Raw genomic sequence first — 12431 nt, forward strand, 5'->3', positions numbered from 1 at the left:
CCGTTTCCTACTCCCGCACCCGTCCGACGAGGAACCGTGAGCGCCCAACTGACCCTGTTCGCCGAACCCGCCCTTACCTCGGAACCGAAGCGGGCCCGCCGTATCCACCACTCCGTGCCCGAAGTGCCCTCCACGACCGTCCCGACCGCGCTCCTGCGCGCCGCCGACTGGATACTTCTGAACTCATCCGGCGGGAAGGACTCCCAGGCGATGGCCTCCCACGTCTGCCGCCTGGCCGCCAAGCTCGGCATTCTGCGCCGGGTCGTGATCGTCCACGCCGACCTCGGCGACGTCGAGTGGGGCGGGACCCGCAAGCTCGCCGAGGAGCAAGCCCGCCGCCTCGGAGTCCGGTTCGAGGTAGTCAAGGCCGAGGGCGGCGACCTCCTGGCGCGAACCGTGGCCCGCTTCTTCAAACTCAAGGCGAAGGCAGAGAGGGAAGCCGCCGAACAGGGTCTCGATCCGACCACCGTGAAGGTCGCTCCGGCTTGGCCTTCAAGTGCAGCTAGATGGTGCACAAGTGATCTGAAAAGAGGCCCAATCCGGAAGCTGATGACGGCGCTCGTCGCCGAACTCGGCGACCTGGGGCGCCCCGCCCGGATCTTGAACTGCATGGGCCAGAGGGCCGCCGAGAGTGCTCCCCGCGCGAAGCTCGCGGCCGTCGAGATCGACCGCCCGGCGAGCAACGGCAAGCGGCACATCACGACGTGGAGGCCGATCCACGGGTGGTCGGACATCGAGGTCTGGAAGGAGATCGCCCGCTCCGGCCTGCCGTACCACGAGGCGTACGACTGGGGCATGAGCCGCCTGTCCTGCTCCTTCTGCGTGCTCGGATGCGAGGCGGACGTCGTGCTCGCCGCCCGGCTGCGCCCGAAGAAGGCCGTGGAGTACGTGGCCGTCGAGAAGAAGGTCGGCGCCGACTTCAAGCACGGCCTGTCCATGCGGCAGATCGTCCAGCGGGCCCGCGCACTGGACGCCGAGCACGGCGAACTGCGGCGTCCGCCGCGCGGCACGGCCCTGTCCGGCTACGTCGGCAAGAAGGCCACCCGCAAGTACCTCGCCCGCGTTGAGCGCGGCCGTCTCGCTCTCGCGGCCTGACCCGCCACGCGTTCCACCACGGGCCGGAGAGCAACCGGCCCCGCAGACCCGAACCGGAGACCCGCATGTCCCGCACCACCCGATCGCGCACCATCGCCGGACATCTCACGGCCGGTAACCTCACGGACCTCCGCCTGACCGAAGCCGAGCAGCAAGACGGTCACCCCGGCCTCTACGAACACGACGGGTTCGCCGTACGCGGCTACCGGCCCCAGGACGGCACGCTGCTCACCGCCGCCGGGGCGTACGGCACGGACTGGTTCATGCCCCTGGCACAGATCCGGTTCCGTCTGGAGCAGCCGTACGTGAAGTGCACAGTCACCGACGACGCGCCGAGCCTCGGCGACCACGAGGTCCTGGTGCGGTGGGCGACGTCGAAGGAGTTGCAGACGCGCAAGCGAGCCCAGGCCCAACGGCAGGCTCTCCTGATCGCACTGCTGCGCAAGCAGGCCGCCGTAGAGAAGTCAGCCGCCGAGCGGCAGGCCCTCGAAGACGCGGGCCAATCCGGTCTGTTCTGAACGTTATCTCGGGTGTCGAGCGGGCGACAGGCATGTGGCCTCAGTGCAGCGTGCCTGACAGATATCTACGGGTTGTTCAGGCACGTAAGGCATGTTCGCAACATGGGAGCCGATCTCCGACGCTGCCCGTCATCGTCGAGCCTGAACCGTTCCAGTCCCCAGGGCGTCCATACGGGCACCCGACACCGTGGAGCCGCCACACCATGAGCACACCCCCGGCAGCGCCGTTCTGGCCGCACTGCGCACATGGCGCGGACCCGGCCACCGATCCCGTCGGCTGCCGCGGCGTCCACGTCGCCGGCCACACCGCATGCCTCGCCCACCTGGCCGACGCCGATCGCGACGCCTACCTGGCTGGCTTGACTCCCGGCGCCAGCATCGACCACCGGGGCACCACCTTCACCGGCCCCCTCCTCAACTCCTTACTCAACGCCCTCCGTGACCCCGCAACCGGTAACCCCCACTTAGGCGCCGCCGAGTTCGAGTCGGCGACCTTCGAGGGCACCGCCGGGTTCATATCGGCGACCTTCGGGGGCACCGCCGGGTTCGAGTCGGCGACCTTCGAGGGCGACGCCTGGTTCGGGTCGGCGACCTTCGAGGGCCACGCCTGGTTCAGGTCGGCGACCTTCGGGGGCGACGCCTGGTTCAGGTCGGCGACCTTCGAGGGCGACGCCGAGTTCAGGTCGGCAAAGTTCAGAGGCCCGGTAACCCTCGCAGTCGCTGCGTGCCGTCTGGAGTGTCGTCGCACTCGCTGGTCATCGACAGCGGAGATCCGTCTGCGCTATGCCACGGTGGACTTCGCTCATGCGGTGTTCGAGTACCCCCTTACAGTCGCCGCCGAACCGGATCTGTTCGTGCTCACCGACGGCCGACAGCTCGCTGAAGGGCTCTTTCCGAGCGCGCCCGAGCCCGGAGTGCGGGTGGCGTCGCTGCGTGGGGTGGACGCGGCCCATCTGGTCCTGGCCGACCTCGATCTGTCGGGATGTCTGTTCGTCGGCACGGTCCACCTGGACCAACTCAGTCTGGAGGGGGACTGCACTTTCGACACGACTCCGCCCGCCGTCCACTGGCGGCGCTGGCCGCCCGTGCGGTTCACCGCGCGCCGTGTCCTGGCCGAGGAACACCACTGGCGCGCCAGACAGCCGGGGGCAGTGCGGGGCTGGAACGTTGCGGTCCTCGGCGCGGGGCGGGCGGGGCCGTTGCAGCTGGCTCCGGTGTACCGGGCTCTGCGCAAGACCTTCGAGGACGGAAAGCACGAGCCGGGGGCTGCGGACTTCTACTACGGGGAGATGGAGATGCGCCGCCACGCCGACGACGTCCCCCGCAGTGAACGGGGGCTGCTGACCGCCTACTGGGCGCTGTCCGGCTACGGCCTGCGAGCCTCCCGGGCCCTGGCCTGGCTGGGGGCGGCCATGCTCCTCACTCTCGTCCTGCTGATGGCCTTCGGCCTCGCCCAGGACACCCCGAAGCAGACCGCGACCGGCACCGTCCCGGCCAGCGGGGGCAAGGTCACCTTCGAGATCGGCAAGGACGATCCCCAGAACCCCACCGGCAACCGGTTCACCGGCGAGCGCTTCGAGAAAGCCCTGAACGTCACCCTCAATTCGGTGGTGTTCCGCTCCTCCGGACAGGACCTGACCACCGTCGGCGCCTACATCGAGATGACATCCCGCCTGACCGAACCCGTTCTGTTGGGTCTGGCCGTCCTCGCCGTCCGCAACCGCGTCAAACGCTGACGGCGCTGCCCCGGCCAAGTAAGCCCTGTGAACGGTTCGACCGAACCGTTCACAGGGCTTACTTGCCTGCACGTCGTTCGTGCCTTTGAACTGCACAGAAGCCCTTCGACCCCAAGATAACGAGGGTAGAGCCGGGCGGTGCTGGAGCCGCCCGGCACCATGGTCACAAAACGACGCGCACCCACCGGGTGGTGCGCAGGGCGCCGCGATCCTGGTGGGGCGTGCCGAACGACCCGAGCCGGTACGAAGGCCTGGGGCCGTGGCGCAGCAAGGGCAAGGCCCCGTGCCGAACTCGGCGAACGGGCTGTATGACCTGAGCAGCAGGCACGCCCTCTTCGCGGTTACGCCGAGGCCGGTTCCACTGAGGCCTCGGTGTGCTGTTCGTGGTCAAGGGCTGCGGCCAGTTCTTCCGCGCTCAGGGGTGCCGCAGTGAGCTGCTTACGCGGGGGGCCGAGGGCGACGGCCAAGAGGACGCTGGGGCTGGCCAGTCTGGCCGGGGACCGCTCCATAGTCATGACGTCGGTGACGGCACGGGCAACGCGGCCAGATCCGGTTGAGGTGCGGATGAGGCGGTCCAGGAAGCGGGCGGTCAGGCGCTCGCTAGTCGTGGGCGGTGTGTCGCTGGCGCCTAGGTAGTGGATGTCCTGGCTGGTGGCCAGGTTCCAGGCGGTGTTGATGGGGCGGGCAATGGCCTGTTGGGCTTTCTGCGCGGACCCGCTGAGCGTGAGCCCCGCCGTGGTGATGATCTCGCGCAGGGCGAGGGCTCCCTGGGCGGCGACGGTCATGCCGTGGCCATAAACAGGGTTATACGCTGCGGCGGCGTCTCCGAGGACGACGAAGCCCTGCGGCCACTCCTGCGCGTTCTCGAAGAAGCGCCTTCGGTTGGATGTTGTGCGGGTGAGCGAGACATCGGTGAGAGGTTCGGCGTGGGTGAGAAGCTTGCCGACGATGGGGTCGCGCAGACCGAGGGCGAAGGGGATGAACGCCGCGGGGTCGCTGGTGGGTTCACCGCCGCGAGTCCCGGCGATGGTGACGAGCCACTTGCTGTCCTCGATCGGTGTGAGGGTCGCGGACTGACCTGGGCCGCTTCCACGCGGGTCTGCCTGGACATTGACGACGGGGTAGGTCTCGGCTCCGGGGGGTGCCTGGAAGGTGCGGCTGGCGTAGACGAGTCCGCTGTCGACGGTTTTCTCCGGGGTAGCGGGCAGGCCAAGCGCGGTGAGCCATGACGGGGCTCGGGAGCCGCGTCCGCTGGCGTCGATGACGAGGTTGGCCGGCACTGTACGTGTCTGTCCGTCGGCGGTGCGGAGACGTGCGCCTGTGACGTACCAGGGGGTGCCTGCGAGGCCGAGCATTTCGGTCTCTTCGAGGAGCGTGACGTGAGGGTGTGCCAGGACTTCGGAACGAATGGTGGCGTCAAGGAGGTCCCGGCTGCTGAGCAGGACGTGGTGGGACTCCTCGGACCAGCGACGGAACCACCCCTGGCTGGAGAAGCCGACCATGTTGGTGGGGATGGACAGGCGGTGCGCGCCTGCCGTCAGGAGACGGCCGGTGGTGCCGGGCAGCAGCTCCTCGATGGCCTTGGACCCGCCTGACCACAGCAAGTGGACGTGACGGCCCTGTGGGAGGCCTCGGCGGGGAGCCGACGCCTGGGGGACCCGGTCTCGTTCGACAATGATGATCCGGTCGGTGTACTTGCTGAGCGCGGCCGCAGCCAGCATTCCCGCGAGCCCTCCGCCGATGATGACGACCTGACGGTCAGGAATGTCGGAGCTGTCGAACATTGGTACCTGTTCCTGCTGCGGCTGCTTGGTGCCGGGCCGCGGCGACGATCGGTGAGTGCAGTGCGCGGGAGATCCGCACGAGGTTCTCGGTGCCACTGATGGTCAAGGGAGCAGGGATCTCGTCTGAGTCGTCATGGGTACCAGACAACAGCTCTTTGGTCTGCACCGCGGTGACGAGCATCGCGGCGTCGGCGAGATCCTGCGCGTTGGGTAGGCCCTGGTTCTGCGCCTGCCGGTAGGTGCGGTCACGGACGTCCCAGTCGAAGTGCTGGGCGAGCGCCAGCAGTCCGTCGTAGATGGCCATCTCACGGTGGGTGAGGCGTTCATCGAGCGAGGCGCGGCGGGGCAGTGACGCAGGGGGGCCGGGAGATACCGTGCGCAGCTCGCTCCACAGTGGCCGGAGCCGACGGTAGGAGGAAGCTGCCTGCAGACGGTCGGTGATCGCTTCGCCGAGCAGCGGCAGGACGAAGCCCACGCCGATCAGGAAGGCGGACAGGGACGCGAACACCACGGCCACATGTGAGCTCAGCTCGTCCCAGTCTCGGCCCGACCAACGGGCGAACACGGCGGCGAACTTCAAGGTGTCGTACACGAGGTTCATGGCGAAGCCCGCCACAAGCATCCAAACGCCACGCCGGAGCCAGCCGCTGATCTGCCGGGACCAGTGCAGGCACAGCACCATGGACACCACAACTGCCACGGTGTGGGCGGTGAGGTAGAGCACGATCATCTCGCGGATGTACGGAGTGCTCGCGTAGTAGGTGTCCAGGTCCCTCAGGCGCTCTTCCGACGCATCGCCGAGGACGAACAGGGTGACGATGGCGACAATGACACCGATGTAGATGCCCATGGTCCACCGCGCCCAGAAGCGCACGGACCCTGGCCTGCCCTGATCACCGCGCCAGGTGATGATCAGGACCAGACATGACCCGCAGAAGGCAATGAGCGTGGCGTACACGACCGGTGCGGCGACATTGGCGATGCCTGTGTAGCGGTTTACCGCCGCGATGCTGGCTGGCGCGGCCAGGACGAACACGGCCGCGGCGACCAGGAGCAGGCCACTGACCGCGCGCAGCAGGGCCGCGTCGGGGCTGCGCCAGTGCCGGATGGTGCCGGGGAGTTTGACGAGGAACGCTCCGAGCAGGATCGCCGCAGAGATGAAGAAGGCCAACTGATGCAAGGGTTACCGCCCCGGCCGGTAGCCGAGTGAGACCTCTATGCGGCCTTCGGGAACGTCTCGGCGTACGGAGCGTGCGCTGCCTCCAGGCAGCCATGCCCGGCATTTGGCGCCGAGACGCCGTCCGAATGCCTCGGCGTCGACTTCCTCGTCGTCATCCGTGTGTGCGCGGGCAGCGAACTTCAGCACGACCTCCTGCAGGTCAGCTTCCTCCGCGAGGAACCGAGCCGCGGCACGGGCCCGACCGCCGGTGGCGTGCCGGCACTGGCCTTCCCTCATGTGCCACAGCTCGTGGCCCAGGATCACGAGTTGATGGTCAGGGGCAGTGTTCTGCTCGATGGCGATGAGCTCCCGGTGGTCCTGGCTGACCCACATGCCGCTAGCCGTCCCCGGCGGGAACGCAACGATCCGGTACTCGATCGGCTTCCCGTGGAGGTCTTCAGCTCGCGCGCATATCGCGTCGAACAGTTCGGTTGGCTCAACGGTTCCGGGCAGATCCAGTCCAGACAGCAGCTGGCTGCAGAACTCCTTGATTGACTTTCCTCGACGCACTGGCCTGTTCCCCACCCTGGTTCTGACCGCGGCCCCTAGCTCCGCGGGTACTGTTCGCTCCGCTGCCCCTTGCCGGGTGCGGTCTGTGATACGGCCGTTGCGCCGTTGTGCTACGGCTGCGTGTTGCGGTCGATCATGTCGGTCGCGATAGCCGTCAGGAGATCGATTTGCTTCGGTGTGAGGTTCTTGACCTGCTCAGTGGGCATCCGTAGCGCGACCGTGGCTCCGAGCCGGTTCTCCATCTCCTTGATCTTGACCGTGCTCTCCAAGCTGGGGATCACCAACTCCAGCGCGATGCGCAGGGCCTTGGGAGCAGTAGCGGTCAAGTAGCCGTTACGCACCTGAAAGAAGTCCTCGATGCCAAGCAGGGAACGGCCGTTGGGAGCCTTGCTGTTGGCGACAGATGCGCTCAGCCCCTGTCGGGTGATCTGCCCGGCCTGCGCGATCTGCTCCCACGACACCTGAGTGCCCTCGCGGGAGAAGTGACTGGCCCCGCGGAACGGGCGCCGTCGCGTCTCGCGCAGATAGAGCAGCCGACGGATGACGCGGGCGTCGTACTCCTCGCCCCGACAGGGATGGCCCTTAAGGAGCGTCTTCACAACACTCTCCGGCTCACCCGTCCGGTCCGACAGGTCTGCGATGTCAAGCACCTCATCGCGGTTGAGTCGCGCTTCGTCGATCAGTGCGTCGACGCGGTGCACGGTCTCGGCAAGGGCGGTGTACCCATCGCTCACTGCTGAGGACTCCTGACTGGAACGGATATCGGCTGACTCACTCTGGTACGGAGACTAGCTCCTGACCTGCAGGAACAATAGATCACCGCAACCGTGATTTACGCAACCGCAAGCCCGCTTGACGGATCTAGAGAGGTCATAGCAAGATCCAAAGCGCAACAGGAGAGCACTCTCTGTCGATGGCAACGGAGCGCGCCTAGGCCATGCCAGTGGGTGATGTGCACAGGTCAACGGACTACGCCGTCGCGCCACGCGCCCCCTTCACTTCGGGGCGATACCCGGCCCTCCTGCAGCATCCGCGCCGCCACGACGAGGAGTGCCGATCATTCATGCAGTCGACCACCTCAACACCCCCATCACCTTCCACTCTGGGGCGACATACCACCCACCCCTCCCCTCCTGCCTGCCAGTCAGCGCACTTCTACATCTCGAACTAGAGCTCGAATTCGCGTCACTTGAGGGGGCTGCCTAACCATGACGATCTCCAGCGCTACGCCTCGACTCCGGCCCTCCAGTCTGCGATCACTCATAGCTGGACAGGACCCCGACGTACAGCAGGCGCCCGACACGGAAAGATCCGCCGAGTTCCGCCTAGGCCCCGAGCACAGCGCAGCCGACGCCGTACAGCGCGCCCACGGCTTCGCCGCGGCGGTGATGCCAGCACTACTTGCCACGTCCCCCGAAGCTACGAGGGCGGGTCAGTCGGCGCTCGCAGTCCTCACCGAACTCATCGACATCACCGCGCGGCACCGCGCCAGCGTCGACCTGGCAGGCCGGATCTCATGCGACGGCGAGCACGTCTTGCTCACCGTCGGCGAGATGGACCGGCCGCTACCCGCCCCGGAGGAGGAACCGGGCCTGTTCCTCGTGCACCGCCTGGCAGACGACGTCGGGCAGCACCGCGGTGACGAAGCTGGGCATGCGACGTGGGCATCCGTACCACTTCGGGGCTGACAGACGGGACCAGGTCGCGATCGCCCGCATGCCGATCTGCGTCTACTGCCCCGATCCGACAAGTGCCCTGCTCGGCGGACGGCATGCAGGGCGGGGCGCCTGGGCCCCCTGGAGGCATGACCCAGTGCAGGTCAGCCGACCCATCCCATGTCGGGGACTGGCACGACTTGCGCCCTGCACTATGCACACGGCCCATAACCCGGCCCCGAAGGCCGCGAGTAGCCCATCTAGCCACGGCACCGAGTTGTCCGCATACTGCGTCGACACAGCGAGCACGTCCTCGTGCACATCGTCGGGAGATCCCGCATGACGGGTCGGCCTGGTCGGCAAGGACCACCTGCATCTCGCCCCCATGATCGGCTGACTACACGGCACGACGGCCGGTCAGGGAACGTGTGTACCCGTGGATACCCTTAGTCAGCGGAGCGTCTCGGCCCCCAGTAGTCCGGGCCACCACCCCGCCACTCGATCAACGAGGACACCCCGACCTCCGAGTCGTCCAGCTCCAGCCCAGCCCGGCGCAGAAACTCCACTAGGTCGAACAGATTCATTGCGAGGCCGACCGCTTCGCCGTGCACGGTCACCCGACGCCCGCCATCACCAAGCGGCGGATGGACGATCACGGGCCTATGGGGAGACATGACTCCAGGATCATCCGGGCCGCGAACTCGCGCATCTGGACTGCAGGCCCGACTACTTGCCCCGCTAAGGCACCGAGAGTGCGAGCTGCCCCACTCTTGAGGGAAATGCTGCCCACCTGGCCGACAACTACAACTTCGCGCACCTACGCAAGATCGCGACCTAGCACCAGGGAGCCCTCACAGACCCCCGCCCCCCACGAGCACGACCGGGTAGCCAAGCAGCTGACACTCAAGTACCACGACAAGTTCACCAAGATCGCTGCCGCGGGCGCGCCCCCCACTCTGGGCATGCCTGCCGCGCTTTGAGCCAGGGCCGTCCTGATCCTGGCCGACGCGGAGCGCGACCCCTTCGCCCCTACAGGCCCGCGAGCGGGAGTCAGATCAAATGTCCGATCACTCAAACTTCTGTTGAGACAGCACAACACTTGCCGTTTCGGAAAGGGCGAGCACCCGTCTCCCGAGGGCCGCTGCAAGCCCAAGGCTGAGGCCGGGCGCCCGACTCTGGCCATTGAACGTGCTCCAGAACAAAGCCACCAGCGCGGATTGGGGATCGGCTTAAGGATCAATCCGGTCGCGCGGTCGACCCGCGCGAGCAGATGTCAGGAGAAAGCCCGTCCGTAGCAAATCGCGGCCTGGCGCAGGTTGGAGCCTGAATTCTGGAGACACCTTCACCAGAGAAGCCAACCTATGACACAGACCGACGCTGACATGTGACGCACATCACGCATCATGTCCATATGCTGGACGCTCCCAGGTCGGGCTGATGTACCTGCATGGCGAAGCCCTCGCCCCGCCCGCGCCTCCTGGGGCCTGACGAGCTCAGGCGCTCGTTGGTATTGTGCTGGGCAAAGTGAAGCCACGGCTATGCAGGCACGGAGCAAGATCAGAAATATCCGTAGCCATCAAAGTAGCCATGGAGATGGCCATCCTGCATGTTCACGCAGGTGAGAGCGCTGCGGTGACTCTCCCCGGCGTACAGGCCGACTCGTCCGCCGCCTTATCGGTCCCACCATCCCACCGGTCCGGCCACAGGCCCCGGAGGATGAGGCCGCACGGTACGCGGCCGGAGGGAAAAGCCATGGCACCGTCGTCGGCCCGCTGGCTAGGCTCCGCTCCGCGGCGGCGCTCGTGTCGTGCGCGTTTGACCACGGGGAGTTGGATGTCCAGCGCGAAGATGCGTGCCGATGAGCTCGACATCGACGCGGACCTGGTCCGTCGGCTGGTCGCGGCGCAGTTTCCGGAGTGGGCGGAACTCCCCGTCACCCGCGTCGAGTCCGCCGGTACCGACAACGCCATGTATCGGCTGGGGGACGGTATGGCCGTACGCCTGCCCCGGCTTCCCGGCGAGGCGCGGCAGGTCGACAAGGAGCAGCGGTGGTTGCCGTATCTGGCGCCGCATCTTCCGCTGGCCGTGCCGGTTCCCCTGGGGCAGGGGGTTCCCGGTGAGGGTTATCCGCTGCCGTGGTCGGTCTTCGAGTGGCTTGAGGGTGTGAACGTGTACGACGAGCCGCTTGTCGATATGGCGCCTGCGGCGGTCGAGTTGGGGCGGTTCGCGGCCGTGCTGCGGAGGGTCGACGCCACGGGTGGTCCAGTGTCGTATCGGGGCGAGCCGGTGCGGGCGGGCGATGAGGGCGTGCGGGCCGCCATTCTGGACCTGGGGGCGGACGGCACGGTGGACGCGGAGGCTGCCACCGCGGCTTGGGAGGACGTACTACGGCTTCCGCAGTGGGGCGGGGAGCCGGTCTGGGTGCACGGTGACCTGTTGCCGGGCAATCTGCTGGCCCGTGGCGGCAGGCTCAGCGCGGTCATCGACTTCGGTTGTCTCGGGGTCGGCGATCCGGCGTGCGACATGATGGCCGCCTGGACGCTGTTCCCGGCCGGGACCCGCGAACTGTTCCGCGCCGCCGCCGAGGTGGACGACGCGACATGGGCGCGGGGGCGGGGCTGGGCGCTGCGCTTCGGGCTCGTGGCCGAGCACCACTACCGCGTCACGAATCCGGTGCTGGCGGCGGTGGGCCACCGTGCGGTGCGCGAGGCGCTCGATGAGTACGAGAAGGCGGCGGGCTGAGGCGGACGTCCTCGTCCGCCCCGGCACACCGACTCCCCGGCGCCACCGCGAAGAAGAAGGCGGCGGTGCCGGGGTCTTGCGGAACTACTTGGCGAGGTGGCCGCGCAGGTCGTCCAGGACCTCGTTGGCCGCGGTGACGCCGAGGCCCAGGTACCAGGTCTCGTCCGCGACGTTCACGGCCTGGCCGTTCTTGACCGCGGGGAGCTTCTTCCAGAGGGGGTTGCCCTCGGCGGTGGCGCGGTCGGTCTGCTTGGCGTCGCCGTAGACGCCTGTGAAGATCCAGTCCGCGTCGGCCTCGTCGATCTTCTCCGGGCTGACCTCGGTGGCGAGGTCGTTGACCTGCTGGTTCTTGGGGCGCGGCACGCCGACGTCCTCAAGGATGATGCCGATGAACGAGGCCTTCGCGTACAGGCGGATCATGCCCGGCAGGTAGCGCAGCATCGTGACGGACGGCTTCTTCTCGCCGAGGTCATCGCCGAGCTTCGCCGCCTTCGTCTCGTACGCGTCGAGCTTGGCCTTGGCCTCCTTGGTGCGGTCCAGCGCGGCCGCGTTGAGGAGGTAGTTCTCCTTCCAGGTGAAGCCCGGGCGGATGGAGAACACGGTCGGCGCGATCTTGGAGAGCTTCGGGTAGAGCTTGGCTGCGCGCAGCTCGCTGCCGAGGATCAGGTCCGGCTTGAGGTTGTTGATCGCTTCCAGGTTGAGCGAGTTGATCGTGCCTACGCTCTTGGGGTTCCCGGCGTCCTTCTTCAGGTACTCGGGGATGCCGTCGTCACCCTCAGTGGGGGCGTAGCCGACCGGCTTGATGCCGAGCGAGACGACGTTGTCGAGCTCGCCGACGTCCAGGACGACGACCCGCTTCGGCTGGGCCTTGAGCTCGGTCTTGCCCATGGCGTGCTCGATGGTCCGGGGGAACTCGCCGTCCTTGGCGGTGGTGCCCATCTTCGCCGTCTGCTCGGCCGCCTTGGTGAAGTCGTCGCCGCCCTGGGCGACGGACTTGCTGCCACTGCCGGTCGACGACTTGTCCGACCCGCCGTCGTCGCTCGAGCACGCCCCGAGGACGAGTGCGCCGGCTGCGGCGAGGGCGACGGCTGCGGTGCCGCGGCGTCGTATGGACATCAGTGCTCCAGGGGTCACGAGTCGTGCTTGGTTGGTGCTTGGGTGGCGCTGGGTTG

10 protein-coding genes are annotated in these 12431 nt (G+C 67.5%); 5 read left to right on the forward strand and 5 right to left on the reverse strand.

Annotated elements, in window-relative coordinates:
• Positions 1 to 36: 36 nt before the first annotated feature.
• The 3 genes from U9R90_RS27085 (at position 37) to U9R90_RS27095 (ending at position 3349) form a co-directional block, all read left to right on the forward strand.
• Positions 37 to 1095 (forward strand): phosphoadenosine phosphosulfate reductase family protein, encoded by a 1059-nt coding sequence (locus U9R90_RS27085; protein WP_411059297.1) that lies wholly within the window; start codon positions 37 to 39, stop codon positions 1093 to 1095.
• A gap of 65 nt (positions 1096 to 1160) precedes the next feature.
• On the forward strand, positions 1161 to 1613 hold the full coding sequence (locus U9R90_RS27090) for a hypothetical protein (protein ID WP_411059298.1): 453 nt from the start codon (positions 1161 to 1163) through the stop codon (positions 1611 to 1613).
• 203 nt (positions 1614 to 1816) lie between these two features.
• The gene (locus tag U9R90_RS27095) at positions 1817 to 3349 is read left to right on the forward strand and encodes a pentapeptide repeat-containing protein (RefSeq protein WP_411059299.1); all 1533 of its coding nucleotides are present in this window, start codon (positions 1817 to 1819) and stop codon (positions 3347 to 3349) included.
• 341 nt (positions 3350 to 3690) lie between these two features.
• Here the strand turns inward: U9R90_RS27095 and U9R90_RS27100 are convergent, their stop codons facing one another.
• The 4 genes from U9R90_RS27100 to U9R90_RS27115 form a co-directional block, all read right to left on the reverse strand.
• Complete coding sequence (locus U9R90_RS27100; RefSeq protein ID WP_411059300.1) at positions 3691 to 5133, reverse strand: NAD(P)/FAD-dependent oxidoreductase; 1443 nt, start codon at positions 5131 to 5133, stop codon at positions 3691 to 3693.
• A complete protein-coding gene (locus U9R90_RS27105; RefSeq protein ID WP_411059301.1) occupies positions 5108 to 6304 on the reverse strand; it encodes an MAB_1171c family putative transporter in 1197 nt (398 codons plus the stop codon). The genes U9R90_RS27100 and U9R90_RS27105 overlap by 26 nt, the downstream gene beginning before the upstream one ends.
• Positions 6305 to 6316: 12 nt before the next feature.
• Positions 6317 to 6685, reverse strand: a complete 369-nt coding sequence (locus tag U9R90_RS27110; protein WP_411059302.1) for a hypothetical protein — start codon at positions 6683 to 6685, stop codon at positions 6317 to 6319.
• A 287-nt stretch (positions 6686 to 6972) separates the two neighbouring features.
• Positions 6973 to 7596: a hypothetical protein gene (locus U9R90_RS27115; RefSeq protein WP_411059303.1), complete on the reverse strand. Its 624-nt coding sequence runs from the start codon at positions 7594 to 7596 to the stop codon at positions 6973 to 6975.
• A 474-nt stretch (positions 7597 to 8070) separates the two neighbouring features.
• Between U9R90_RS27115 and U9R90_RS27120 the strand changes: the two genes are divergently transcribed.
• Together U9R90_RS27120 and U9R90_RS27125 are read left to right on the forward strand one after the other, a co-directional pair.
• On the forward strand, positions 8071 to 8550 hold the full coding sequence (locus U9R90_RS27120; protein WP_411059304.1) for a hypothetical protein: 480 nt from the start codon (positions 8071 to 8073) through the stop codon (positions 8548 to 8550).
• A 1800-nt stretch (positions 8551 to 10350) separates the two neighbouring features.
• Complete coding sequence (locus U9R90_RS27125) at positions 10351 to 11259, forward strand: aminoglycoside phosphotransferase family protein (RefSeq protein WP_411059305.1); 909 nt, start codon at positions 10351 to 10353, stop codon at positions 11257 to 11259.
• Between the two features lie 84 nt (positions 11260 to 11343).
• Here U9R90_RS27125 and U9R90_RS27130 read toward each other — a convergent pair whose 3' ends face one another.
• Complete coding sequence (locus U9R90_RS27130; protein WP_411059306.1) at positions 11344 to 12375, reverse strand: ABC transporter substrate-binding protein; 1032 nt, start codon at positions 12373 to 12375, stop codon at positions 11344 to 11346.
• Positions 12376 to 12431 lie beyond the last annotated feature (56 nt).

The organism is Streptomyces sp. E11-3 (genome assembly GCF_046540415.1).
Lineage (GTDB): Bacteria > Actinomycetota > Actinomycetes > Streptomycetales > Streptomycetaceae > Streptomyces.

Excerpts from the sequence above, each read along its gene's own strand:
- U9R90_RS27090 (WP_411059298.1), top strand. The coding sequence starts at position 1,161 with ATGTCCCGCACCACCCGATCGCGCACCATCGCCGGACATCTCACGGCC.
- U9R90_RS27100 (WP_411059300.1), bottom strand. The coding sequence starts at position 5,133 with ATGTTCGACAGCTCCGACATTCCTGACCGTCAGGTCGTCATCATCGGC.
- U9R90_RS27095 (WP_411059299.1), top strand. The coding sequence starts at position 1,817 with ATGAGCACACCCCCGGCAGCGCCGTTCTGGCCGCACTGCGCACATGGC.
- U9R90_RS27125 (WP_411059305.1), top strand. The coding sequence starts at position 10,351 with ATGTCCAGCGCGAAGATGCGTGCCGATGAGCTCGACATCGACGCGGAC.
- U9R90_RS27130 (WP_411059306.1), bottom strand. The coding sequence starts at position 12,375 with ATGTCCATACGACGCCGCGGCACCGCAGCCGTCGCCCTCGCCGCAGCC.
- U9R90_RS27120 (WP_411059304.1), top strand. The coding sequence starts at position 8,071 with ATGACGATCTCCAGCGCTACGCCTCGACTCCGGCCCTCCAGTCTGCGA.
- U9R90_RS27110 (WP_411059302.1), bottom strand. The coding sequence starts at position 6,685 with ATGTGGGTCAGCCAGGACCACCGGGAGCTCATCGCCATCGAGCAGAAC.